At 63.2% G+C, this 24,207-nt stretch carries 26 protein-coding genes; 12 read left to right on the forward strand and 14 right to left on the reverse strand.

What is annotated here, in order from left to right; genetic code table 11:
- The first annotated feature begins 84 nt into the window (after window positions 1-84).
- Window positions 85-2,337, forward strand: coding sequence for a DNA topoisomerase IV subunit A (gene parC, locus ACSQ3Z_RS28140; RefSeq protein WP_436174532.1), 2,253 nt, complete (start codon window positions 85-87; stop codon window positions 2,335-2,337).
- Between the two features lie 215 nt (window positions 2,338-2,552).
- The gene (locus ACSQ3Z_RS28145; protein ID WP_436174533.1) at window positions 2,553-3,773 is read left to right on the forward strand and encodes an AI-2E family transporter; all 1,221 of its coding nucleotides are present in this window, start codon (window positions 2,553-2,555) and stop codon (window positions 3,771-3,773) included.
- On the opposite strand, the gene ACSQ3Z_RS28150 is transcribed toward ACSQ3Z_RS28145, so the two are convergent.
- The 3 genes from ACSQ3Z_RS28150 to ACSQ3Z_RS28160 all read right to left on the reverse strand — a co-directional run bounded on the left by ACSQ3Z_RS28150 (window position 3,761) and on the right by ACSQ3Z_RS28160 (window position 6,155).
- The gene (locus tag ACSQ3Z_RS28150; RefSeq protein WP_436174534.1) at window positions 3,761-4,657 is read right to left on the reverse strand and encodes a DMT family transporter; all 897 of its coding nucleotides are present in this window, start codon (window positions 4,655-4,657) and stop codon (window positions 3,761-3,763) included. The two genes, ACSQ3Z_RS28145 and ACSQ3Z_RS28150, sit on opposite strands and share 13 nt — an antisense overlap.
- Window positions 4,658-4,780: 123 nt before the next feature.
- Window positions 4,781-5,545, reverse strand: a complete 765-nt coding sequence (locus tag ACSQ3Z_RS28155) for an arginyltransferase (protein ID WP_120015873.1) — start codon at window positions 5,543-5,545, stop codon at window positions 4,781-4,783.
- Window positions 5,546-5,684: 139 nt separating this feature from the next.
- Window positions 5,685-6,155: an RDD family protein gene (locus ACSQ3Z_RS28160; RefSeq protein ID WP_436174535.1), complete on the reverse strand. Its 471-nt coding sequence runs from the start codon at window positions 6,153-6,155 to the stop codon at window positions 5,685-5,687.
- A 216-nt stretch (window positions 6,156-6,371) separates the two neighbouring features.
- Between ACSQ3Z_RS28160 and sthA the strand changes: the two genes are divergently transcribed.
- A complete protein-coding gene (sthA, locus tag ACSQ3Z_RS28165) occupies window positions 6,372-7,760 on the forward strand; it encodes a Si-specific NAD(P)(+) transhydrogenase (RefSeq protein WP_436174536.1) in 1,389 nt (462 codons plus the stop codon).
- Between the two features lie 12 nt (window positions 7,761-7,772).
- On the opposite strand, the gene ACSQ3Z_RS28170 is transcribed toward sthA, so the two are convergent.
- Window positions 7,773-8,444, reverse strand: coding sequence for an alpha/beta hydrolase (locus tag ACSQ3Z_RS28170; RefSeq protein WP_436174537.1), 672 nt, complete (start codon window positions 8,442-8,444; stop codon window positions 7,773-7,775).
- A gap of 218 nt (window positions 8,445-8,662) precedes the next feature.
- Between ACSQ3Z_RS28170 and ACSQ3Z_RS28175 the strand changes: the two genes are divergently transcribed.
- Window positions 8,663-9,880 (forward strand): OpgC family protein, encoded by a 1,218-nt coding sequence (locus tag ACSQ3Z_RS28175; RefSeq protein ID WP_436174538.1) that lies wholly within the window; start codon window positions 8,663-8,665, stop codon window positions 9,878-9,880.
- A gap of 15 nt (window positions 9,881-9,895) precedes the next feature.
- Here the strand turns inward: ACSQ3Z_RS28175 and ACSQ3Z_RS28180 are convergent, their stop codons facing one another.
- A complete protein-coding gene (locus ACSQ3Z_RS28180; RefSeq protein WP_436174539.1) occupies window positions 9,896-10,978 on the reverse strand; it encodes a LacI family DNA-binding transcriptional regulator in 1,083 nt (360 codons plus the stop codon).
- A 132-nt stretch (window positions 10,979-11,110) separates the two neighbouring features.
- Here ACSQ3Z_RS28180 and ACSQ3Z_RS28185 point away from each other — a divergent pair, with 132 nt between their 5' ends.
- Together ACSQ3Z_RS28185 and ACSQ3Z_RS28190 are read left to right on the forward strand one after the other, a co-directional pair.
- On the forward strand, window positions 11,111-11,254 hold the full coding sequence (locus ACSQ3Z_RS28185) for a hypothetical protein (RefSeq protein ID WP_436174540.1): 144 nt from the start codon (window positions 11,111-11,113) through the stop codon (window positions 11,252-11,254).
- Between the two features lie 63 nt (window positions 11,255-11,317).
- Entirely contained in the window at window positions 11,318-11,467 is a 150-nt protein-coding gene (locus tag ACSQ3Z_RS28190) for a hypothetical protein (protein WP_436174541.1), read from the forward strand.
- A 22-nt stretch (window positions 11,468-11,489) separates the two neighbouring features.
- Here ACSQ3Z_RS28190 and ACSQ3Z_RS28195 read toward each other — a convergent pair whose 3' ends face one another.
- The 3 genes from ACSQ3Z_RS28195 to ACSQ3Z_RS28205 form a co-directional block, all read right to left on the reverse strand.
- Window positions 11,490-11,864 (reverse strand): DUF423 domain-containing protein, encoded by a 375-nt coding sequence (locus tag ACSQ3Z_RS28195; protein WP_436174542.1) that lies wholly within the window; start codon window positions 11,862-11,864, stop codon window positions 11,490-11,492.
- A gap of 73 nt (window positions 11,865-11,937) precedes the next feature.
- Window positions 11,938-12,318: a YkvA family protein gene (locus ACSQ3Z_RS28200; RefSeq protein WP_436174543.1), complete on the reverse strand. Its 381-nt coding sequence runs from the start codon at window positions 12,316-12,318 to the stop codon at window positions 11,938-11,940.
- Window positions 12,319-12,378: 60 nt separating this feature from the next.
- The gene (locus tag ACSQ3Z_RS28205) at window positions 12,379-13,626 is read right to left on the reverse strand and encodes a multidrug efflux MFS transporter (RefSeq protein WP_436174544.1); all 1,248 of its coding nucleotides are present in this window, start codon (window positions 13,624-13,626) and stop codon (window positions 12,379-12,381) included.
- Between the two features lie 117 nt (window positions 13,627-13,743).
- On the opposite strand from ACSQ3Z_RS28205, the gene ACSQ3Z_RS28210 reads away from it, so the two are divergent.
- The 3 genes from ACSQ3Z_RS28210 to ACSQ3Z_RS28220 all read left to right on the forward strand — a co-directional run bounded on the left by ACSQ3Z_RS28210 (window position 13,744) and on the right by ACSQ3Z_RS28220 (window position 15,766).
- Window positions 13,744-14,409: a GntR family transcriptional regulator gene (locus ACSQ3Z_RS28210; protein ID WP_436175176.1), complete on the forward strand. Its 666-nt coding sequence runs from the start codon at window positions 13,744-13,746 to the stop codon at window positions 14,407-14,409.
- A 70-nt stretch (window positions 14,410-14,479) separates the two neighbouring features.
- Window positions 14,480-14,740, forward strand: coding sequence for a DUF982 domain-containing protein (locus ACSQ3Z_RS28215; RefSeq protein ID WP_006201925.1), 261 nt, complete (start codon window positions 14,480-14,482; stop codon window positions 14,738-14,740).
- A gap of 60 nt (window positions 14,741-14,800) precedes the next feature.
- On the forward strand, window positions 14,801-15,766 hold the full coding sequence (locus tag ACSQ3Z_RS28220) for an IS481 family transposase (protein ID WP_436173744.1): 966 nt from the start codon (window positions 14,801-14,803) through the stop codon (window positions 15,764-15,766).
- A 125-nt stretch (window positions 15,767-15,891) separates the two neighbouring features.
- Here the strand turns inward: ACSQ3Z_RS28220 and ACSQ3Z_RS28225 are convergent, their stop codons facing one another.
- Window positions 15,892-16,794 (reverse strand): DMT family transporter, encoded by a 903-nt coding sequence (locus ACSQ3Z_RS28225; RefSeq protein WP_436174545.1) that lies wholly within the window; start codon window positions 16,792-16,794, stop codon window positions 15,892-15,894.
- 222 nt (window positions 16,795-17,016) lie between these two features.
- Entirely contained in the window at window positions 17,017-17,175 is a 159-nt protein-coding gene (locus ACSQ3Z_RS28230; RefSeq protein ID WP_436174546.1) for a hypothetical protein, read from the reverse strand.
- Between the two features lie 199 nt (window positions 17,176-17,374).
- Between ACSQ3Z_RS28230 and ACSQ3Z_RS28235 the strand changes: the two genes are divergently transcribed.
- Window positions 17,375-18,346 (forward strand): glycosyl transferase family 90, encoded by a 972-nt coding sequence (locus ACSQ3Z_RS28235; protein WP_436174547.1) that lies wholly within the window; start codon window positions 17,375-17,377, stop codon window positions 18,344-18,346.
- A gap of 28 nt (window positions 18,347-18,374) precedes the next feature.
- Here the strand turns inward: ACSQ3Z_RS28235 and ACSQ3Z_RS28240 are convergent, their stop codons facing one another.
- Entirely contained in the window at window positions 18,375-19,418 is a 1,044-nt protein-coding gene (locus ACSQ3Z_RS28240) for an aldo/keto reductase (protein ID WP_436174548.1), read from the reverse strand.
- Window positions 19,419-19,686: 268 nt separating this feature from the next.
- On the opposite strand from ACSQ3Z_RS28240, the gene ppk2 reads away from it, so the two are divergent.
- On the forward strand, window positions 19,687-20,607 hold the full coding sequence (gene ppk2, locus ACSQ3Z_RS28245) for a polyphosphate kinase 2 (RefSeq protein WP_436174549.1): 921 nt from the start codon (window positions 19,687-19,689) through the stop codon (window positions 20,605-20,607).
- Window positions 20,608-20,661: 54 nt separating this feature from the next.
- Here the strand turns inward: ppk2 and ACSQ3Z_RS28250 are convergent, their stop codons facing one another.
- The 3 genes from ACSQ3Z_RS28250 to ACSQ3Z_RS28260 all read right to left on the reverse strand — a co-directional run bounded on the left by ACSQ3Z_RS28250 (window position 20,662) and on the right by ACSQ3Z_RS28260 (window position 23,425).
- Window positions 20,662-21,309 carry a dihydrofolate reductase family protein gene (locus tag ACSQ3Z_RS28250; protein ID WP_436174550.1) on the reverse strand — a complete coding sequence of 216 codons (648 nt, stop codon included), beginning with the start codon at window positions 21,307-21,309 and terminating at the stop codon, window positions 20,662-20,664.
- Between the two features lie 185 nt (window positions 21,310-21,494).
- Complete coding sequence (hemB, locus tag ACSQ3Z_RS28255; RefSeq protein ID WP_436174551.1) at window positions 21,495-22,526, reverse strand: porphobilinogen synthase; 1,032 nt, start codon at window positions 22,524-22,526, stop codon at window positions 21,495-21,497.
- Window positions 22,527-22,600: 74 nt separating this feature from the next.
- Complete coding sequence (locus ACSQ3Z_RS28260) at window positions 22,601-23,425, reverse strand: DUF2066 domain-containing protein (RefSeq protein WP_436174552.1); 825 nt, start codon at window positions 23,423-23,425, stop codon at window positions 22,601-22,603.
- A 183-nt stretch (window positions 23,426-23,608) separates the two neighbouring features.
- Between ACSQ3Z_RS28260 and ACSQ3Z_RS28265 the strand changes: the two genes are divergently transcribed.
- On the forward strand, window positions 23,609-24,166 hold the full coding sequence (locus ACSQ3Z_RS28265) for a methyltransferase family protein (RefSeq protein ID WP_436174553.1): 558 nt from the start codon (window positions 23,609-23,611) through the stop codon (window positions 24,164-24,166).
- Window positions 24,167-24,207: the final 41 nt, after the last annotated feature.

Below are 24,207 nucleotides of genomic sequence, written 5' to 3' on the forward strand. Positions count from 1 at the left end.
TTTTTTGCCGCCCAAAGGCCGCGCGAAGTGCGGAATCGCACACCGGCGCTTGCCGCGAATCACCCGCTCGGCTAGTGCAGCCCCATGGGAAAAAGGCTTTTGCCGCCTCAAGATGGCGGCGGTGATCACGTTGAACCGGTCGATCTGAAGAAGGCGCTGGAAGAGCGCTATCTCGCTTATGCGCTGTCGACCATCATGCACCGGGCGCTGCCGGATGTGCGCGACGGGCTGAAACCCGTGCACCGCCGCATCATGCATGCGATGCGGCTGCTCAGGCTCAATCCCGACCAGGGTTTCGCCAAATGCGCCCGTATCGTCGGCGAGGTGATGGGCAAGTTCCATCCGCATGGCGACCAGTCGATCTACGACGCGCTGGTGCGCCTGGCGCAGGATTTCTCGATGCGCTACCCGCTGGTCGACGGGCAGGGCAATTTCGGCAACATCGACGGCGATAACGCCGCCGCCATGCGCTACACCGAAGCGCGCATGACCGATGTGGCGACCGAGCTGCTTGCCGGCATCACCGAGGACGCGGTCGACTACCGGCCGACCTACAATGAGGAGGACGAGGAGCCGGTCGTGCTGCCCGGCGCCTTCCCGAACCTGCTCGCCAACGGCTCGTCCGGCATTGCGGTGGGTATGGCGACCTCGATCCCGCCGCACAATGCCGCCGAGCTTTGCGACGCGGCACTGCACCTGATCGAGCATCCGGACGCGCCTGTGACGGCGCTGATGGATTTCGTCCAAGGCCCGGATTTCCCGACCGGCGGCATCATCGTCGACAGCCGCGCCTCGATCCTCGAAGCCTACGAGACCGGCCGCGGCGGGTTTCGCGTTCGGGCGAAATGGGGTCAGGAGGACCAGGGCAGGGGTACCTGGAGCATCGTCGTTACCGAAATCCCCTACGGCGTCCAGAAGGCGCGGCTGATCGAGAAGATCGCCGAGCTGCTGATGGCCCGCAAATTGCCGCTTCTGGAGGACATCCGCGACGAGAGCGCCGAGGACATCCGCGTCGTGCTGGTGCCGAAGAGCCGTTCGGTCGATCCGGGCATATTGATGGAATCGCTGTTCAAGCTGACCGAGCTCGAAAGCCGCTTCCCGCTCAACATGAACGTGCTGTCGCGAGGCAAGGTGCCGAACGTGCTGTCGCTGAAGGGCGTGCTCAAGGAATGGCTCGAGCACCGCCGCGACGTGCTCATCCGCCGTTCGAAGCATCGGCTTGGCGAGATCGAAAGGCGGCTGGAGATCCTCGCCGGCTATCTGATCGCTTACCTCAACATCGACGAGGTGATCAGGATCATCCGCGAGGAGGACGAGCCCAAGCAGGTGATGATGGCCCGCTGGTCGCTGACCGACACCCAGGCCGAAGCCATCCTCAACATGCGCCTGCGCGCTCTTCGCAAGCTGGAAGAGATCGAGATCCGCAAGGAGTTCGACGGCCTCACCGCCGAGAAGAAGCAGATCGAGGCGCTGCTGGCGTCGAATGCCAAGCAATGGGCGACGATCAAGTGGGAAGTCAGCAGCATCCGCGACAAGTTCGGACCGCAGACCGAACTCGGCAAGCGGCGGACCCAGTTCGCCGACGCGCCCGAGCATGACCTTACCGACATCGCGCACGCCATGATCGAGCGCGAGCCGGTCACCGTGGTCGTCTCCGAAAAGGGCTGGCTCAGGGCGATGAAAGGTCATTTGAGCGACCACTCGACGCTCACCTTCAAGGAGGGCGACAGCCTCAAGCTCGCCTTCCACGCCCAGACCACCGACAAGATCCTGGTCTTCACCACCGGCGGCAAGTTCTACACGATCGGCGCCGACCGGCTGCCGGGCGGACGCGGCCATGGCGAACCGATCCGCATCATCGTCGACATGGACAACGACCAGGACATCGTCACCGCCTTCGTCCACGACCCCAAGCGCAAGCTGCTTCTGGTGTCCTACGACGCCAACGGCTTCGTCGTGCCGGAGGAAGAGGTCGTCGCCAACACCCGCAAGGGCAAGCAGGTGATGAACGTCAAGGCGCCGGACGAGGCCAAGCGCTGCCTGGTGGTGGGCGGCGACCATCTCGCCATCGTCGGCGAGAACCGCAAGATGCTGGTCTTCCCGCTTTCCGAGATCCCGGAAATGGGCCGCGGCAAGGGCGTTCGCCTGCAAAAATACAAGGACGGCGGCGTTCTTGACCTGAAAACCTTTACGCTGGAAACCGGCCTGTCCTGGCAGGATTCGGCCGACCGCACTTTCGTCAAGTCGCGCGAGGAACTGGCGGAGTGGATCGGCGCCAGAGCGTCGGCCGGACGGATGGTGCCGAAGGGATTCCCGCGGACGGGCAAGTTCGGGTAGCGCCGCTAAATCTCCCCCCTCGAGGGGGGATGTCGCCGAAGGCGACAGAGCGGGTCGGTACGTCCTGACGCGACCTCCCAATCGCGAACGGACGTGGCCGGCACTCCATGCGAGACGACCCCCTCTGGCCTGCCGGCCGAGCATTTGGACTATCGTCACGATTGCTGCACTATGATTGTGCATAAGCAGTAGGATGGGCAGGGAGAAACGCGCGTTTGAAGCGGACTGAGATCCAGAAACCGGAGCGGCAGCAGCGCCTGTTCGGCCTGTCGGCGCCGCTGAGATCCGCCGTCATTCCGCCGCTGTCGGCGGCGCGCTGGCTTTTGGTGCTGATCGTTGCCGCCGGCGTCTACCTCTTCCACGGCTTCCTGTTTCCGGTGCTGGCCGCGCTCGTCATCGCCTTCGCCAGCTGGCCGCTCTACCGGCGGCTGCTTGCCGCCGTCGGCAGCAACCGCACCATCGCAGCGACTTTCGCGATCTTGTTCATCTTGACCTTCCTGGTGGTGCCGATCGCGCTCGCCGGCACCTATGCCATCAACGAGGTCCGCGAATGGGTCGCCTGGGCGATCGAGACCAACCGGCACGGTGCGGTGACACCGCACTGGATCGCCACAATGCCCATCGTCGGCGAGTGGCTGAATGAGCAATGGACGACCAATCTCGGTCATCCCGGCGGCATAGGCGAACTGATCCAGCTGGTCAGCGGCGCCAACATCGGCAGCATCTATCGCGGCGTGCTCGCGGCCGGCGGCAGTGCCTTCGGCCTGTTGCTGACGCTGCTGTTCATGATGATCGCGCTGTTCTTCGCCTATCGCGATGGCGAGCATTTCGCCGGCCAGGTCGACCGCCTCGGCGAGCGCATCCTGCCGATGAGATGGGAGCGGATTTCGCGGGTTGTGCCGGCGACGATCTCCTCGACAGTGACCGGCATGACCGTGATCGCCATCGGCGAGGGACTGGTGCTGGGCATCGCCTATTGGCTGGCCGGCGTGCCGTCGCCGGTGACGCTCGGCGCCTTGACCGGCGTCATGGCGCTGATCCCCGGCGGTGCGCCGCTGTCCTTTACGCTTGTCTCGATTTACCTCGCCGCCAGCGGTTCGCCGGTGGCGGGGTTCGCGCTGTTCATCTGGGGCGCGGTCGAACTCTTCATCGTCGACAAGACGCTGCGCCCGAAGCTGGTCGGCGGGCCGATCAAGCTGCCCTTCCTGCCGACCTTTTTTGGCCTGATCGGCGGCGTCAAGACGATGGGCTTCCTCGGCCTGTTCATCGGCCCGGTGCTGATGGCGCTGCTGGTCGCGATCTGGCGCGAATGGCTGCGCGAGGTCGAACTGATGGACGAGGCCGCTCCTGCCGCGCCAGAGGAACTGGACGATCATCCGCCGCAGATCGAGATCGCCGCCGAGCGCGGCGTGCCGAAAAAGAGTCAGGCCGGGTGACTGACGGCCAGCGCGGCGCTGCGCTTGCGTCCTTCATGCAACTGCCACAATGAGTGGGCGACCAGCGCGGTGATCAGGATGACGCCGCCGATCAGGCTGTTGCGCGACGGTGTTTCCGCAAAGAACATCCACACCCAGACCGGCGCCAGCACGGTTTCCAGCAGATAGAACATCGCCACTTCCGGTCCTGAAATGTATTTCGGTCCGTTGGCAAGGCAGAAGAACGAGATCGGCATGATCACGGCGCCGTTGAAGATGATCCACCATGGCGCGTTGACGTGAAAGCCTTCGCCCGAGACCATGAACGTGGCAACCGCCAAGGGCAGGACGACGCCGACCAGCGAGGTGAAGCCCATGTCCTTGCCGCTGGCGCGCGAGATGGTGATGGCGAGAGCGACGAAGAAGGCCGAGCAGAGCGCCATGAAATCGCCGAACAGGTGCCCGGTGCCGACCGAACCGCCGACGATGATCAGCACGCCAAGGATCATGACCAGCATCGTCGCGAGCGTCACCAGCCGCGGCCGCTCCCGCAGGAACAGCCAGGACAACAGCGCTGCGAACACGGCGTTGAAGGCGAGGATGAAGACCAGATTGGCGGTCGAGGTGTGGAAGACGGCGGTGATGAAGGTGATGCCGGTCAGGCCATAGCATATGGCCACCGCCAACCCTGACCAGCCTGGGATGAGTTGTGGCGCGTTCCTGCTGAGCGCACGCCAGACGGCCCAGACCACGAGCGCGGCGGCCAAGGTCGTGGCGTTGCGCAGCATCATGATGGTCCATGGGCTGCCGTCGGCGAGCCGGATCAGCGGGATGTCGATGGTAAGCGTCAGTCCGCCGATGGCGGTGATGAGGAGGCCCTTCTGATGATCGTGGTGGGATGACATGCCGGTCTCGCGATGAATGGGGAGGCAGGCCGCAATATCGGCCTGTCGCCTTCCAGCCATGCGGCCGGAAGACCAGCTTCCTCTCCCTTGAAACAGTTTAGGGATGAATGGCGGAAGGAAAGGTCAGCGCGAAACCGCTTCGTGGTCGTAGCGTTCCCAGCCCTTCGGGCCGAGATGCTCCTGCGGCATGAAGCGCATCTTATAATTCATCTTGCGCGAGCCGTTGACCCAGTAGCCGAGATAGACATGGGGCAGGCCCATCGCCCTGGCGCGGGCGATGTGGTCGAGGATCATGAAGGTGCCGAGCGAGCGGTCCTCGAAGTCGGGATTGAAGTAGGAATAGACCATCGACAGGCCGTCGGCCATCTTGTCGGTGAGTGCCACCGCGATCAGCTCGCCCTGGCCCTTGCCGGTGATGAAGGTGTCGGGGCCGCGCCGCCGGTATTCGATGATCTTGGTGTCGACATGCGTGTCCTCGACCATCATGGCGTAGTCGAGCACCGTCATGTCGGACATGCCGCCGCGGCGGTGCCGGGCATCGAGATAGGCGCGAAACAGCGAATACTGCTCGGTGGAAGGCTGCGCGTCGTGCATGGCGCCGATGAGATCGGCATTGTGCTGGATCACCCGCTTCATGTTGCGGCTGGCGGTGAACTCCTGCGCCAGGATGCGCACCGAAACACAGGCGCGGCAGGTTTCGCAGGCCGGCCTGTAGGCGATGTTCTGCGAGCGCCGGAACCCGCCTTGCGTCAACAGGTCGTTCATCTCCGGCGCCTTGTCGCCGACCAGATGCGTGAACACCTTGCGCTCGAACTGGCCCTCCAGATACGGGCACGGGGACGGCGCGGTCAGGAAGAACTGCGGCGACTGGGTCGGGTGCTGCGTCATCGAGTCTAGGAAACACTCCTGCGAATCGCCTTACCTTTGGCCCGGTCGGCGAAAAATTCAACAGGATTGTGTAGCGGCGGCCGATCGAAGGCCTTCATATTTGCGCATAGGCGCCCGCGCAGCCCTTCGAAACGCTGTTTCAACGATCCCTGCGGGTCACCACCGTGCCGAGCAGCAGATCGTGCAGGGTGCGCTTGCGGTCGGAAAACAGCGTCACCAGCAGAACCAGCGGCGTCAGGATGACGTTGGCGGCCCAGAACAGCACCGAATGCACCACGGCGGTCAGTCCGTCGATGCGGGTGCCGTCGAGGCGATCGAGCCGGATGCCCATCATCTTCATGCCGGTCGTGGCCTGGTCGCGGCTGCCCAGCGTGTTCCAGATGTAGAGAATGGCGACCGCCGGCACGAGCACGGAAAACAGCATCCAGCCAAGGCCGAGCGTCAGCACCCCGAGCAGGAACACCAGGATCGCGAACGGAATGGTGAGCAGCGCGACGATGCAATAGTCGATGATGAAGGCCAGGATGCGCCGCGTGCGCACGCCGTCATAGGCTCTGACATCGTCGAGCCTGCTGGTGATAATTTCGCCGTCGAGAACGCGCGCGTTCATGTCATACCCTCGCAACCGGGCCCGCAATAGGGTGCGGGCGCATTGCTGATGAAATGGTGAAGGCCTGCGGTGGAATCAAGATCGGGGCCTTTCGCCCGGCATATATGACCTGGCCATGCCAACGCCTTTCGAATCGGTTGAATTTGCCGCGCGGATGGCATTAGCTTGCTGCGGCGCAACAAAGCGCTCAGGGGCAGAGACGAGGGACGGGGCGATATGGACTATGACATGCTGGTCATCGGCAGCGGCCCTTCCGGGCGCCGTGCCGCCGTGCAGTCGGCCAAGCTCGGCAAATCCGTGCTGGTGGTCGACAGGGGCCGGCGCCTCGGCGGCGTCTCCGTGCACACCGGTACCATCCCGTCGAAGACGCTGCGCGAGACCGTGCTCAACCTGTCCGGCTGGCGCGAGCGCGGCTTCTACGGCCGCGGCTACCGGGTCAAGCAGGACATTTCCATCGGCGATCTCGTCGAGCGCCTGCACAAGACGCTCGACCACGAGGTCGAGGTCCTGCAGCACCAGTTCATGCGCAACGCGGTCAAGAGCGTGCGCGCCACGGCGAAATTCCTCGGCCCCAACAAGGTCAGCCTGACGAGCGATAATGGCGATTACAGCGAGGTCGGTTTCGCCAATGCGCTGATCGCGGTCGGCACGAGGCCGCATCGGCCGCGCGACGTACCCTTCGACCAGACCCGTATCTTCGACAGTGACGAGATGCTTGAACTCGGCAGATTGCCGCGCACGCTGACGGTGATCGGCGCCGGCGTCATCGGTGTCGAATACGCGACGATCTTTTCGGCGCTCGACGTGCCGGTGACGCTGGTCGAGCCGCGCAACACCATCCTCGATTTCGTTGACCGCGAAATCGTCGACGACTTCATCCATCAGATGCGCGACCGCGGCATGACGATCCGGCTGGGCAGCACGGTCAAGGAAATCGCCTCCAAGCCCGACTATGCCGAAGTAACGCTTGCCGACGGCCGCACAATCCGCTCGGAGATCGTGCTTTATGCCGCCGGCCGCAGCGGCAATCTCGGCAGCCTCGGGCTGGATGTGGTCGGCATCGAGGCCGACTCCAGAGGCCGCATCAAGGTCGATCCGCAAACCTTCCAGACGGCTGCGCCCAACATCTATGCCACCGGCGACGTCATCGGCTTCCCGAGCCTTGCCTCGACCTCAATGGAGCAGGGCAGGGTGGCCGCCTGCCATGCTTTCGGCGTGACGCTGCCGCCGCCGCCCGAAACCTTTCCCTATGGCATCTACGCCGTGCCGGAAATATCGACCGTCGGCCAGTCCGAGGAGCAGGTGCGCGAGAGTGGTGCGGCCTACGAGGTCGGCGTGGCGCGCTTCCGCGAGACCTCGCGCGGCCACATCATGGGCGTCAACACCGGCTTCCTGAAACTTCTGTTCTCGGTCGAGACGCGCCGGCTGCTCGGCGCCCACATCGTCGGCGAGGGCGCGACCGAACTCATCCATATCGGCCAGGCGGTGATCAATCTCGGCGGCACCGTCGACTTCTTCGTCAACAACACCTTCAACTACCCAACGCTGGCCGAGGCCTACAAGATCGCCGGGCTTGATGCGTGGAACAGGATGGGGCAGGGATAGATCCCCGGACCGCTAGCTTGCCGGCGAGACCGCGATTGTCTTGCTGGCCAGCCATTGCCTGACGATTACGGCGTCCGGGTCGCCGAATTCATGACCTGATGAAACGATCCGGGCATCGACCTCGGCGCCATGCCGGCTGAGCAGCGTGACCAGTGCCGGCGCGAAGGGAGCGTAGGTAAGGTCGGTGGCGCCGGCGATGATCAGAATTCGAATTCCGTTCAGATCGGTCGGCGGCACCTCGTCCAGCACCGGCATTGGCCGCAGCAATGCAGCCCGTGGCATGAGGCCCGGACGGAGCAGCATCAGGCTCGAAACCAGATTGGCGCCGTTCGAGTAGCCGAGGAAGGTGCTGCGGGAGAGATCGAGTTCGTGGCGCTGCGCGACTTCGGCGACAAATCCCGCGAACGCGTCCGTCTCCGTGCGTATGCTTTCCTGTTCGAATCGGGTCGGCGTGATCCGAGCGAACCAGCGGAAACCGTCCTCCTGGGCGATGCCGCCACGCGCCGCGACAAGGGTGGCCTTGGGCGCGATCTGCCTCGCCAATGGCATCAATGTGGTCTCGTCGACGCCGGAACCATGCAGCAGGAACAGGCATTCGCCGCTTGCGTCCGCTGGCCTGAAGAGGCGGTAGGGGAAGGCCAGATCGCGGTGCAGGATGGTGTTTTCGACGACATATTCGGACATGCTTATATCCTATTGATTCCATGGCCGTTTTGTTGGTTTGCCGGCTTCAAAACGGAATATTTTCTTGCTCCGCGAAAGTTGATTGAACCGGGCGCATTTCAGTCCGTTTCTTCGCGGATATGCTCCTGCGGGAGGAATCGAAGCGGTGCGCCGGGCGGTCGCATTGCTGGTGTGAACAACGAGAGCATCCTCTGCTCTCCCTTTGAGGCCTTTTGTCGATGACCACCCAGATTTCACCGGATCGCTCTGGGCGTATCCCGGATCGCGGTATGCGCAGGCCAGAGCGCGACACGCGTATCGATGTGTTTCGCGCTCTCGCGCTGCTCACCATTTTCATCGACCATGTGCCGGGCACCGTCTTTGAAACCCTGACCTACAAGAATTTCGGCTTTTCGGACGCGGCGGAAGCCTTCGTACTGATTTCCGGCATGTCCGTCGCTCTTGCCTATGGCGGCAAATTCCAGCCGGGAGGCCGGTTGCTCGCGACGCTCAAGATGTGGCGCCGGGCAGGTGTCCTCTATACCGCCCATATCGTCACGACGATGGTGGTGATGGCCATGTTCTGCGCGGCGGCGGTGTTTGCCAAGCGCCCGGAACTGCTGAAACTGATCAACATCGAGCCGCTGATGAAGAACACGCCGGAAGTGCTGGTCGGCATCGTCACCCTTGGCCATCAACTCGGCTACAACAACATCCTGCCGGTCTATGCGGTGCTGCTGTTGCTGGCTCCGCTGTTCCTGCTCTTCGTCAGCTACAGGCCCTTGGCGGCGCTCGCCGTTTCCGGAGTGCTGTGGCTGCTGGCCGGCATCTACCAGATCGCTCCGCCCAACTATCCCGAGCCCGGCTTTTGGTTCCTCAATCCGCTGTCCTGGCAGTTCCTGTTCAACATCGGCCTGGCGGTCATGCTGCATGTCAGGCGCGGCGGCACAATTCCGGTCAATCGCTGGTTGATCGGCGTTGCCGCAACCTATGTCGCCGGGGCGCTCATCTGGGTGCACAGCCCGCTTTGGGGGCACGTGTCGTGGCTGGACCTGCCAGTGGTGTTGAGCGGTTTCGACAAGACGTTCCTGTCGCTGCCGAGGCTGCTGCACATCCTTGCGGTCAGCTACCTGATCGTGGCTATTCCGGCCCTCTCGAATCTGTTCCGCACTGCGCCCGACCATCCGCTTGCCATACTCGGCAAACGGTCGCTGCCGGTCTTCATCGCCGGCACGGTGATCGCGATGGTGGCGCAGGTGATGAAGCGGATCAATCCTGGCGGCCTTGCCTATGACACCCTGCTGATCGCGGCCGGCATCGCCATGCAGTTCGCGCTCGCCTTCTATCTGGAATGGCTTTCGGGCATCGGCTCGTCAGGCAAGAAGTCGGCTCGCAGCGAAACAGCGCCTGTGCTCACCGCGTTCGGCGCTCGGCCGGCAACGGCGGTCAATCGTTGAAAGCAGGGAGGAGGTTCAGCTGCCTGCGGGCGGGCGCCCGGACGACGCCCTGACGACCAGTTCGACATCGAGCGTCTCGCGCCGCACCGCGCCGTCGAAATCGAGGATCATGCGCGCTGCCCGGCGGCCGATCTCGATGATGGGCTGGGCGATGGTGGTCAGCGGAGGATTGCACAGCGCACCATCCGGCACGCCGTCGAAGCCGATGATGGAGACATCGCCGGGAACCTTCATGCCGCGCTCGGCCAGCCATTCGATCGCGACCATGGCCATGCGGTCCGACATCGCCAGAATGGCTGTGGGTGGTTTGTCGGCGGCGAAGATCGTTTCGAGGCCGGCCCTGGTGGTGGCCGCGTCGTTTCCGGTCTCGTAGACCGGCACCTTGGCGGTGTCGACGCCGAAGCGGGAGAGCTCGTCGAAATAGCCGGCAAGGCGGTTGCGCGTTGCGGTGTAGATCGCCGTCCCGAACCGCTCGGGCGTGACAAGACCGGAACTGTCGTCAACGAAAGGCAGCGTCAGAACGGCGAAGCGGCGATGCCCGAGTTCGGCGAGATGGCGCGCAGCCATCCTGGCGCCGGCCGCATTGTCGATGCGGATCGTCGAGATGGTGTCATCCTCGAAGCCGAGCTCGAGCGCGACGAATGGCAGCTTGCGCTCGCGCGTCAGCTCGACGAGGCGCGGGCCGCCTTCGATGCAGAAGAGGATGAAGCCGTCGACGAGGGCACTCTGGATGTTCCAGGCGAGTTTCTCGTCATTGCCGGCCGAGACGAGCGCGATCCCAGCGCCAGTGGCGTCGCAGGCCTCGGAGATGCCAGCCATCATGACGCGTGCGAACGGATCGTCGAAAAAGTAGGAGAGGGGCTCGGTCGTGGCGACGCCGATCGCGTTGACCTTGCCGGCGCGCAGCAGGCGGCCCTTGGGATCTGGGCCGGCATAGCCCATCGCTTCGGCCGCAGCCTTGACCCGTTCGCGTACTTCCTCGCGCACGATCTCGGGGCGGCTGAACACATTGGACGCTGTGCCGTGCGATACGCCCGCGGCCTTGGCGATGTCGGCCAGCCGGACCGGTCTTGGGTTGCCTGTGACGAGTGATGCCATTTTTCGCTGCCTCCGTTCCCCTATCTAGCACTTTCGTTGGATCGATTCAAATTTTTGCTTGACATTGGCGCGCCAAAGCCTATTTTTGAATCGATCCAATCACGTTGATTGGCAAACCGAGAGGAGGGTGCCATGCATCCCGTCAATTACCTGTTCGAAGACATCTACCGCAACGATTGGGGCCTCGCCTCGATCACCACGACCGAGAAGCGCCGCGGTAGGGCCAGCGCCTGGAAGCGCGACCTGCGATTGCTCGTGGAGCGCAAGCGCAGCTAAGCGGCGTGCCATTTTTGCGGCCGTCGATTGGATCGATTCAAGATTGGAAAGGAGACCAAGGTCATGCACCCGATCAGCCATCTGTTCGAGGACATCTACCGCAACTATTGGGGCATCTCGCCGGCGTCCGACCGGCCCGAGCGGCGGCGCCTGGCTGGACCGGCCGCGAGTGACCGCGAATTGCTGGCCAAGCGCGAACGCCGGCAAGATTGAGCTTTCGCGCCTCCGGCAAACGTCAGGGGCGAGAGCGCAGCAGCGCCGAGCCGGCGATCGCCAGCCAGCCGGCGATGAGCAAGGTGCCGCCGATCGGCGCCGACATCGGAAACAGCCGCGAACCCAGGAAATCGCGGGCGAGAAGATCACCGCAGAAAAGCACCAGCCCGACAAGCAGGATCAGGCTCGCGATCCGCAGCACCCGGCCTGCGCCGATAAGGCCGACGGCGAGAAAGACCGGCGCATGCATCAACAGGAAAGACGCGGCGGTGCTGACGAAAGCGCCGCCCAGATGCGCAGCAGCGGCTGACAGTGCCACGCCCGTCGCGCCGCAGAGGCCACCTGCCAGCACAAGGAGGCGGCTGCTGTCGCTTGCCGGTTGTTCCGTTGTGTCCATGGTGGGGTGCCTCGTGAATTGCCAAGCGACGAATGCGGTGTTGCGAAACCTAGACGTGGATAGTGCCCAGAGCTCAGTCGGTGAAGTAGCGATAGCCGAGCCACGCGGCCAGTGCGGCGAATGCGCCCCAGACGCAGGCGATCACGACGGCGGCGGTTCGATTCACCGGGCGCTGTGCCGCAAGCGCGGCGGCGGCTCGATGTTCTGCCATGACCTCTGGTGGGATCATTTTCAGCACAGCCAAAATGCCGAGCGGCACAATTATCGCGTCGTCGAGATATCCCAGCACCGGTATGAAGTCGGGTATCAGGTCTATTGGTGACAGCGCATATCCGGCGACGCACAGCGCCAGCGCCTTCGCATACCACGGGGTGCGGGGATCTCCGGCTGCGAGGTAGATCGCGTGCACGTCTCGTTTGATAGTGCGTGCCCAGTCCTTCAGCCTGCCGTTCATGGGGCGGGTTTATCCGCAAAAGGTGACGGCCGCCAGTCAAACCGGGACGCCGGAACAGCGTCAGGATTTGCCGGCTTGCGCCAGCATGTTGCGCGTGCGGCGCGACTGGACAATCCAGTTGTAGGCCGCGCCACCAGCCATCAGCACCGATGTGCCGAGAAACACCGAGCGCATGCCGAAATGGCCGCCGGCGAAGCCGCCGAGCAATGGCCCGACGACCTGGCCGACATATTGCGCCGAGATCGACAGACCCAGCACGTTGCCGCCGACGCCATCGGGAACATTGTGGCGGATGACGCTGGTAATGCAGGGCAGCAGGCCGCCCAGCGCCAGCCCCATCAGGAAACGCAAGCCGATGAGCTGCCAGCCCTCGGTGACGAAGGCCTGCGGAATGAGCAGCAGGGCCGAGACCGCAAGTGCTGCAACAACGACATTCCAGTGGCCGATGCGGTCGGCAAGCTTGCCCATCCACGAGGCCGACAGGATGGCGCCGAGTGCTGCTGCAGACATGACGACGCCGGCAACCATCGTCACCCGGCTCTGGTCCTCGATCAACTGCTGCACATAGACGGTGATGATCGGCTCGATCGACATGGTTGCGAAGGCGAGCAGCATGCCGGTTGCCAGCATGGCGACGACTGGACGCTTGTCGGGGATCTGCGACCAGCCGCTTTGCGGTTTCGCTGCCGTCTTGGCGGCCGGCGGGCGAGGGTTCTCCTTGATGAGAAAAGTCGTCGCCAGGAAGGCAAGGAAGATGACGCCGCCCGACAACAGGAAGGTGGCGCGGATGCCGATCAGCGGCGGCAGCGCGCCGCCGAGCAAGGGGCCGACCAGGCTGCCTGCGGTGATGCCGGACGACATCACGCCGAGCGCCCAGCCGGAACGGTCCTTCGGCGTCTGCATGGCGACCAGGATGGTCGAGCCCGAGGAATAGCCGCCGGCAAAGCCGATCAGCAGGCGCAGCAGAACCAATTGCCACACGCTCTCGACCATGCCGGTCAGCGACATGCAGATGGCCATGCCGAAGCTGGCGCGCACCAGCATCAATTTGCGACCGTACCGGTCGCCGAGCCGTCCCCACAGCGGCGCGACAAGTGCTGCGGCAAGGAAGGTCGCGCCATAGGCAATGCCGGACCACTGCACGATCGCCACATGGCCTTCGGCGCCCAGCTGTTCGACATAGAGCGGCAGGAAAGGCAAGAGCAGGGTCATGGCGATCAGCGTGCTGAACGAACCTGCAAAGCACACGGCGAGATTGCGCCGCCAGTGGACGTTGTAGGTGCTTTGTTCGGTGCCGTCTTGCGCCATGTCATGTCCTGCCCGGTATCGACCTTGCTACGGATACCAATTTGGGATACCAAGCTGGTATCCGTCATGAACCTCAGTGCCGTCGCTGTCAATGCGGCCGATACGAACGGAACCATCATGTCGCAGATGCAGAGCGTCGAACGACAATTGCGCGAGATGATCCTCGGTCTGGAGATCGGTCCCGGCGAGCGCCTGACAGAGCGCTGGATCGAAAGCCGCTTCGGCGCTTCGCGCACGCCGGTCAGGGCGGCATTGCTGCGGCTTGAGACCGAGGGCCTGATCTGCCGCGACGGTCGCGGCTGGACGGTCTCGCCCATCAATCTGTCCGAGTTGAAGCAGATCGCGGTCTACCGCGAGGCGGTGGAGGTCGCTGCGGTGCGGCTGACCTGCACGCTAAGCGACAAAAGCGTTATCGACGACATCGAGGCGATGCTCGATTCCTGCGATGCCGATACCCCGCGCGAGGAATGGCACCGCGTCGGCATGGATTTCCATATCGAGCTTTCGCGCCTGTCCGGCAACGACTTCCTGTTCCGGGCGGTACGCGATGCGATGACGCGGCTGTCGCGCGCCCGGTGGCTGGAAGTTCGTGACGAGGCCGCCCTCGGCCGTGCCTGGACGGAGCACCGTGCCATCCTGGCGGCGGTACGCGTCGGCAACGCGGAAGAGGCGGCCCGGCTGCTCTCGGCTCACATCATCGGTAGCCGCGACCGGCTGGTGACATCGCTTCACAACGACCGGCGTGGCCTGCGCGCCAGGGGCTTCGCCGTCGTCGCCGCGTGAAAAGCCGGCACCCAACGATGAAACGCACTTTCGGTCTCGCTTCGCCGCCGCCGATGGCGTAAGAGCGGCGATGGAAAACAACCGATTTGAAACACCCGTGACCGTCAAGTCGGCCACGGCCGGACCCAATCAGCTCTTGCGTTCGGCGCGTGAGGCTTCCGATTACCTGCTCAACAGCTGGCCGGGCAAGCGCAGTCCCAAGCATCGCGAAGCGCTGCAGGCCTGTCATGATGCGCTGGCCGGCGACAAGCCGGCCATGAACGCAAGGCGCGCCTTCATTGCCGCTGCGCGCGAAGTGAACGTCTTCGTCAGCGACAAGGCGCCGGCCTAGGTGTCTAGTCCCAGAGTGTGGGGGAATCAGTCAAGCTGATCCTTCATTGAGGGATAAGCTATGGGACAGATACTCCACGGCAGCGCCACGACCACGTACGCCATCCGAGCAGCGATACAGCGATCGAAGGCTCCGCTCAAGGAACTCGCCACGCAGCACGGCCTAAATCAGAAGACCGTCGCCAAGTGGCGCAAGCGGACCTTCGTCCACGACGCGCCGATGGGCCCGAAGGCTGTACGCTCCACCGTTCTGACGGCTGAGGAAGAGGCAATGGCCGTCGCTTTCCGCAAGCACACGCTGCTGCCTCTGGATGACTGTCTCTATGCGCTGCAAGCGACGATCCCGCACTTGACGCGGTCGTCCTTGCACCGTTGCTTTCAGCGCCACGGGATCAGCCGCCTGCCCGAGGTCGCCGGCGACAAGCCAGCCAAACAGCCCTTCAAGCGCTACCCGATCGGCTATTTCCACATCGACATCGCCGAGGTCCGAACCGAAGAGGGTAAGCTCTACCTATTCGTGGCGGTGGACCGGACCTCGAAGTTTGCATTCGCTCGGCTGATGCAGAAGGCGACCACTGTCACCGCCAGAGCTTTCCTCGACGAATTGGTCGAAGCAGTCCCTTACAAAATCCACACCGTGCTCACCGACAACGGCATCCAGTTCGCTGACCTGCCCAAGAACCGGGATGGCCCTACCGCGCGCTGGCGCGGCCATCCATTCGACCGGGCCTGCTGGGGGCATGGCATCGAACACCGTCTTACCAAGCCCAACCACCCATGGACCAACGGTCAGGTCGAACGGATGAACCGAACGCTGAAGGAGGCAACCGTCCGGCGGTATCACTACGATACCCACCGCCAACTCGAAAATCACCTAGCTGCCTTCCTCGACGGATACAACTTCGCCAGGCGCCTCAAGACCCTTCACGGCCTCACACCTTACGAAGCCATCTGCACGGCATGGGCCAAACAGCCAGACCGGTTTAGACTCGATCCAATCCACTTGACCTCGGGACTGAACACCTAGGGTCGACCTGGTTCGACCCCAACCAGCCGTCGCGATGCGAACCCACGCGCTTGTCGATTGGGGAAGCCATCGCTGATCTCGTGCCAAAGGCTGTCTTGGTGTCGGTGTGCGCGTATGCAGTGCACTCAGGCAATAGTCTCTGCACTTGGACCGGCTCGCAGCTCCATGACAATATTCCACAGGATCGCTGCAAGCACCAATGCACCGCCTACGAAGGTTTCCATCGCAGGCATCTCATCGAAAAAGAACCAGACCCAGAGCGGAGCCATTGGCATTTCCGCCGAGCTGAGCAGAGTGGCTTGAGCTGCGGGCAGGCGCCGTGCGCCCATCGTGTAGACCCCGAGGGCAACACCTTGCGTGATGATTCCAAAAAGGCCGAGCAGCGCTATCTCGCCGATAGGGACATTGAATGGATCAGCGAAAAAGAACGCAAAGATGGCCGCCATGAAGCAGGCGACAGCGACGGATTCCAGCATTGGTGTGTCGCGATAGCGGCGCATGATGACGGTCATCATCGCGATCGCGAAGGCCACGTAGACCATCGCAAGATCGCCTTTCAGATGCCCGCCACCCGCATTGACAGTACCGCTTACGGTTACGACAACACCCACGATGGCAGCGAATGTGCAGAAAATCGTGCTGACACCGGGTCGCTCCCGAAACCATAGCCAGGCAAGAATGGCTGCCATGAAAGGAACGGTGGAGTAGATGACACCACCATTCGCGATGGTGGTGTTCTGCATGGAATAAATGGAGGCGAAGAGGCCGGTGGCAATGAGCGAGGTTATCGCGATGCCGGCTGGCGCCATGGTTCGACGCCATTCGAACGACCAACGCTTCCGTTCGATCATGGCGAGAGCAATGATTGAAGGTCCACCAAAGATGCAGCGCCAAAAAACGACATTCCATATGTCTACGTCAGGCACCATGCGCACGAACAAGCCCATGGTACTCCACGCTAGCGCAGAGGTGAGAACGAGCAGGATGCCTAACCAGGCGTCACGATGACTGCCCGTATTGACGTCCATTGCACTTGCCAAGGACGACCCCGACTGGACTGCGCACGTTACGCGCGCACGGCAACACTGCGCCGCGGTTGCCAGGGGGTCAAGCAGAGGGGGCTGAAAGTATCACCTCCAGCGCCGATTGCGGATACTCTACGCACCGCGGATCAGTCCAGAAGGCCCAAAACGATCTAACCTGAGCTTGCGGCCATCCTCCAATGGATAGCGAACAGGTCGGCGGCTGTGCTACTCGGCCGTCTCCGTTTCGACTTCCGCGTTGGTATCGTCCTCAGGCTTATCGCGTTCCTTTGCCGCGACCTTGGCCGCCAGCTTTTCGGCCTTCTTGGCGGCCTTCTGGCGGTCACGCTCCTTGCGTTCCTGTCCGTAATTCGGTGCTCGCGCCATATCGGTTCCCTTTCGTATGCCCGGAGGCTCCTGACCCTGCCTAGGAGCATTGGTCGGCAAACACAACAGCTGAAGCGATGGTGCCGGCAGTTTGCTCTCGCGCGGTTCCGGGCTTGCAAGATGCGTGGCACAATGGTGTAGGAGAGAACCGGGGGGCCGAGATTTGTGGGAGCCACCTTTCATTTTGATCAAGTGACCGATGGCCACAGCTCTGCGCAACGCGGTAAAAGTGTTCTATTACGCACGCAATGCCGCGCGCGATATCGTGCCGCAGGCACTGTTCCGTCGCAGGCTGGCCGGCTGGCTTGACCAGGTCAGGCTCTCGGACGCCACGGTCCGCGAGAGGCTGAATTACTACAACAAGCTGCAGCACGCCTTCGTGCCGAGCCCGGCTGCGCTGCCCGTCAGCCGTCTGCCGTTTTCACCGAGCATGTACTACTACGATCTGAAGGAGTTTGCGCGCTACTTCGATCCCGGACTGCTCATCGATCTCGAATTCGGCGATGTCATCAACGTGCCCAGGACGCCGGCGGTCGTGAAGGATCGACCGATCAACGACGACAACAAAAATGCCGTCCTGATGAAGCTCGACAAATTCCGTCACTTCCACATGCCGGCGGACAGAATGCGTTTCGCGAACAAGCGCCCGGCCGTGGTCTGGCGCGGCGAGCTCAACAATCCGATACGGACCGTGTTTCTCGAGGCCACGCGCAACCTGTCTTTCTGTGACGTCGGTACGCCCAAACGATCAGCGGCGGAACAATACCGCAAGCCCTATCTCACCATCGAGCAGCAGCGGCACTACCGCTACATCGTTTCGCTCGAAGGCAATGACGTGGCGACCAACCTCAAATGGATCATGAGTTCGAACTCGCTGTGCCTGATGCCGCCGCCGACATACGAGACCTGGTTCGCTGAGGGGCAGATCGAGGCCAACGTCCACTATGTGCCGCTCGAGCCGGACTTTGCTGACCTTGCCGACAAGGTGCGCCATTTCGAGCGGCATCCGGCCGAGGCCGAACGCATCATCGGCGCGGCCAACGCCTATTGCCGCAAATTCCGCAGCGAGCGGGACGAGCAGGCGATTTCCCTGCTCGTCCTCTACAAATATTTCGTGCTCAGCGGCCAGGTCGAGCCCGACGCCGAGGTCTGGCGTTTTATCTCGGGCTAGACGCTGCTCATCGCGAAGCCTCTGTCTGTCAGAGGCCGCTGCGGTCGAGAACCAGATCGGCCGGGCCGAAGCGCTCCTTGGCCGTGAATTGCTGGTGCCAGTAGGGATAGAGCACCGGCGGCCTGCTGACGGCGTCGAGGCGCTGGCGCTCGTCAAAGGACAGCGTCAGGCCAGCGGCGGCGATGTTGTCCTTGAGCTGCGCTTCGCTGCGTGCGCCGATCACCAGCGAACTGACGGCCGGCCTGCCGAGCAGCCAGGCCAGCGCCACCTGCGCTGCCGATACACCGCGGCTCTTGCCGATCTCGTTGAGCACATCGACGATCCGCCACAGCCGGTCCTCGTCGCGGATCGGCGGTTCCGACCAGCCGCCGAGCTGGCGCGCGGTGGGACTGTCGCGATGGTATTTGCCGGACAGCAATCCGCCGGCGAGCGGGCTCCACACCAGCACGCCGAGCCCCTGGTCGACCGAGATCGGCAACAGTTCGTATTCCGCCTCGCGCGCTTCCAGCGTGTAGTGGATCTGCTGGGTGACGAAGCGCGGCTGGTGGCTCCTGTCGCTGATGCCGAGCGCCTTCATCACCTGCCAGCCGGAATAGTTGGAACAGCCGACATAGCGGACCTTGCCCTGGCCGACCAAGGTGTCGAGGGCGGCCATGGTCTCCTCCAGCGGCGTCACACCGTCCCACTCGTGCAGGAAGTAGATGTCGATGACATCGGTCTTGAGCCGCGTCAGGCTCCTCTCGCATTCGCGGATCAGGTGATGGCGCGACAGGCCTTCGTCGTTGGGGCCGTTGCCGATGCGCATGCGCGCCTTGGAGGCGATCAGCACATCGGCCTTGCGCTTGCCGCCGAGCGCCTCGCCGATGATCTCTTCCGAAATGCCGTTCGAATAGACATTGGCGGTGTCGATGAGGTTGATGCCGGCATCGATGCACATGTCGATCATTCGCTTTGCTTCCGCGAGATCGGTCTTGCCGACCGCCGCGAATGCGCCGGCGCCACCGAAGGTCATGGTGCCCATGGTCAGCGTCGAAACTTTCAAGCCGGAACGGCCGAGGGTGCGGTATTCCATGTCAGATCCTCGCGATTTGATTGAGAAGCGGGCTCGGGTGAGCTCGTCGCATTTGTAGGACAATTCCCGCCGCTTGTCGCCCCTCTGCTGGACCTGGCCGATCACAATCCCACCGATTGGCCCTGACGGACGGCGCACCGGGTCACTGCAATAAAACCGTCATTGCCGGCCTATATTGAAGTCGGCTCAAAGTGTCTCCATCCAGGCCGCGGGCAAGGGCTCGAGGTGCTAGAGATGACCCGACAGGGCTTGCAAGCGGAGCAGCGCGATGACCGAGCTAAAACAGAATTCTCCCGCCAAGGACTGGCTTGAAGCCGAGCTCGCCGACACGCTCGACGAAGACTATGAGCTCGAAATGTCGGAGCCCGCGCTGTCGATGGAGATCGCCAAGATCTACAAGAACGCGCATCCGCCATCGATCGATCGCATGCAGTATTTTCGCGACCTGATCACCTTGCAGTCGGAACTGATCAAGCTGCAGTCCTGGGTGGCCTATCACAAGAAGAAGGTCGTGGTGGTCTTCGAGGGCCGCGATTCCGCCGGCAAGGGTGGCGTCATCAAGCGCATCACCCAGCGGCTCAACCCACGCATCTGCCGCGTCGTCGCACTGCCGGCGCCGACCGAGCGCGAGAAATCGCAATGGTATTTCCAGCGCTACGTCCCACATCTGCCGGCCGGCGGCGAGATCGTGCTGTTCGACCGCTCCTGGTACAACCGCTCCGGCGTCGAGCGGGTGATGGGTTTCGCCGGTCCGGACCAGGTGGAGGAGTTCTTCCGCGACGTGCCGGAGTTCGAGCGCATGCTGGTGCGTTCCGGCATCACGCTGGTGAAGTATTGGTTCTCCATCACCGACGAGGAACAGCAGATGCGCTTTCTGATGCGCATCCACGATCCGATGAAGCAGTGGAAGCTGTCGCCCATGGATCTGCAGTCACGCGTGCGCTGGGAGCAGTACACCAAGGCCAAGGAAGAGACGTTTGCCCGCACCAACATCCCGGAAGCGCCCTGGTTCATCGTCGAGGGCAACGACAAGAAGCGGGCGCGGCTGAACTGCATCGACCATCTGCTCAAGCAGATGCCCTACGAGGAAGTGCCGCACGAGGAGATCACGCTGCCGGAACGCGTCTTCAATCCCGAATATGAGCGCCAGACGCTGCCGCGCGAGCTCTACGTGCCGGAGAAGTATTGAGGTTTCAAAGCGCCGGCGTGGCAAGGTTCGATCCTGGCCACGCCGCTTTGGTTTCTAACCACGCTTGATCACGACATGCGTGGCAAGCGGCGTCGCGACCTGTTCGGTGCACGTGTAGCCCAACTTGAGCATATCGAGGCCGGCAAAGAGGTTCTCGCCGGAACCGAGCAGCATCGGTGAGACCGCCAGGTGCATCTCGTCGATGAGCTTCTCCTGGAGATACTGTCGGATGGTGGCGACGCCGCCGCCCACCCGCACATCCTTGCCGTCAGCCGCGGCTTTCGCCTGTTCGAGCGCCGCGTGGATGCCGTCGGTGACGAAATAGAAGGTCGTGCCACCCTCCATGACGATTGGCTCGCGCTTGTGGTGGGTCAGCACGAAGACCGGCACATGGTACGGCGGGTTGTCGCCCCACCAGCCCTTCCAGCTTTCGTCAGGCCATTCGCCGCGGATCGGCCCGAACATGTTGCGGCCGAGGATCCAGGCGCCGACATTCTCGAAGCTGCGTGCCGCGAACGCCTCGTTGGTATCGGTGGTGCCGCCATCTTGTTCGAGCACCATCTTGCGGAAGGTTCGGGTGCCGAGCATCCATTTGTGCAGGGCTTCCCCGCCGACACCGAGCGGGTTGGTCAGAGTCTGGTCGGGACCGGCGCCATAGCCGTCGAGCGACAGGGTGAAAGCATTGACGCGAAGCTTGGACATGAAAGCCTCCTCCATAACCAGTTGTGATTTGCAAGCAGTTAGTTTCTAGCTGCACTGATTGCAAAAGGCAAGCGGTTTTTCCTGGATACGATCAGCCACTGCAGGAAGCGGCCGCTCGTGCAGTGACGACGGGTCTTGGATCGAGACGTCGCGGTCGGCCAGCCGGTTGGCGCGACCGGAAGGGACTACCCTTTCAGCATCGCCGCCACTTGCGGAGCGAAATAGGTGAGGATGCCGTCGCAGCCGGCGCGCTTGAAGGCGAGCAGGCTCTCAAGCATCGCCCTTTCGCCGTCGATCCAGCCATTGGCGGCCGCTGCCTTGATCATCGAATATTCGCCAGACACCTGGTAGGCGAAGGTCGGCATCTGAAGCTCGTCCTTCAGCCGGCGGATGATGTCGAGATAGGGGAGGCCCGGCTTGACCATCAGCATGTCGGCGCCCTCGGCGAGGTCCTGCTCGGCCTCGCGCACCGCTTCGTCCGAATTGGCGTGGTCGATGTAGTAGGTCTTCTTGTCGCCCTTGAGCAGGCCGGCGGTGCCGACCGCCTCGCGGTAGGGACCGTAGAAGGCGGAGGCGAATTTCGTCGCGTAGGACATGATCGCCACGTCCTGAAACCCATTGGCGTCGAGCGCGTCGCGGATGGCGCCGATGCGGCCGTCCATCATGTCGGAAGGCGCGATGATGTCGGCGCCCGCCGCCGCCTGGATGACGGCTGCGGCGGTGACCTGTTCCACGGTCTCGTCATTGACGATGATGCCGTCGCGCAGGATGCCGTCATGGCCGTGGCTGGTGAACGGGTCGAGCGCGGCGTCGGTGATGAGGCCGATCTCGGGCACCGCATGCTTGATGGCGCGGGTGGCGCGGTTGATGATGTTTTCGGGGTCGAGGATGTGCGAGCCGGTCTGGTCGCGCAGGCCGAGTTCGACATTGGGGAAGGTGGCGATCGCCGGAATGCCTAGCTTCGCCGCGCGCTCCGCTTCCTTGACCGCAAGGTCGAGCGACAGGCGGAAGACGCCGGGCATGGCGGCGATCGGCTCGCGCACATTCTTGCCGTCGACGACGAAGATCGGCCAGATCAGATCGTCGACCGAAAGCCGGTTTTCCTGCACCAGGCGGCGCGACCAGTCGGCCTTGCGCATGCGCCGCAAGCGGCGGCTGCCGGTGATCTCGTCGACGCTGCGCGCGCCGGCAGGCTTTGCGGGGGTAAATCTGTTCATCGCCAAAACTCTCGTTTGGCCGGCTTTTACCACGCGCCTCCGCCGCTGACCAATGCGACACGATTGTGCCAGTGTCAGTCGGGCTGCCCGTTCCCCGACAGCACCTGCGCGGCTCCGCGCATGGCAACGCGGAACGCCTCGTCGAAACTGACGCCGCGCACCTGCCAGGCATAGGTCTTGCCTTCCATGGCCAGCCGCCAATCGGCGATCCAGCCCAACTCCTTGTCGCTCCAGACGATGCTGCCGGCCAACGCCTGGTCGGCTCCGGCCCTTTTTGCGAGTTGGTCGAGCATGGCGATGTCGGCGGCACGCAGCGCCTTTTCGTCCATGCTGGAAGGCAGCACTGCCGGCGGGAAGACGATGTGCATCAGCAACGGGCCGGTGGCATTGACGAAGGATTCGCGCATGGCTTCGCCGCGCGGATCGTCGGCCGTCAGCACGAAACGCTTGGCACCTTGTTCGGCAGTGAGGAACACGGCGAGCCGCGGTCGCTCGCCAAGCCACGGCTTGCTGCCCAACTGAGTGAGTAGCTTGTCGATTACCTCCGGCTTGTAGAGGCAGGTGAGGTCGTGCGGCCGGTCATGCGTGCCTTGCTCGTCATGCACCGGAATGCCTTCCAGCCGGTCGCGGTAGCGGAAAGTGTCGACGAAATCGCCGGCCTTGTCGTGCAGAGCCAGCATTTCCGGCTTCTGCGGCAGCCGCTGGTCGCCGGAAACCCTGACCAGCACCCGGTCCAGGCAGTCCCTGAAGCCGATCTGGCGGTTCACCTCGCCTTGGCCGGTGACGATGGTCTGCGCCTGGTAGAGCTCTGCCGTGCCTGCGGCATCTGCGGGCCGAACAATCGACAGGGCGGCCGTCAGGCCGATCATCGCCAGCACAACACGTGAAAATCCAGGCATGCCTTGCCGTCCGGTTCGAGGCGGCCACTTTTTAGCACCGGGCAAGGCCGGTCGCCAAGACGCCGCGCTTGCGCCGCCGGCATTGACGCATCCAGGCGCCGCACTCACATCTAATCCGCTGGGCTTCGCGACAGCCCCAACTTCCCTGGGGCGTCAAATCGGGGGCGAAGAAGGAGCAATGCCATGAACCCTATGGCTTTCATCTGGCTCGTATACGCCGCCTGGATCCTGCTGATCGTCTATCTGACCGTTTCGGCGTTCGGCGCGAAACGCGATACCGAGGAGCACATGCCGCAGCGCCTGGGCCTGATGGTCGCCATGATTGCTGCTTTCCTGCTGCCGCGTCTGTCGATATTCCGGTTCGTCAACTTCGCCCCTGTCAACGCGGTCTTGAGCAGCATCGGTGTCTTCGTAACTGTTGCCGGGATGGCCTTCCTGGTCTGGGCGCGGCAAAGCCTTGGCGGCAATTGGAGCCAGATCGTCTCGCCCAAGCAGGGGCATGAACTCGTGACCTCGGGCCCGTACCGCTTCGTGCGCCACCCGATGTACACCGGCGGCCTGGTCGCAGGCATCGGCTCGGCGATCGTGGTCGGCGGCGGCTTCGTCTTTCTGCTGATCCTGCTGGGCGCGATCTTCCTCTGGCGCGTCGGTGCGGAAGACAGGCTTCTGGCACGGCAGTTTCCCGAAGAATTTCCGGACTATGCAAGGCGGACGAAGGCGCTGATCCCGTTCGTGTGGTAGTGCTCCGTCGGACCGCCATTCGAGCGGTACGAGGCTGGCCG

The sequence above is a fragment of the Mesorhizobium sp. LjNodule214 genome (assembly GCF_964252735.1).
GTDB lineage: Bacteria > Pseudomonadota > Alphaproteobacteria > Rhizobiales > Rhizobiaceae > Mesorhizobium.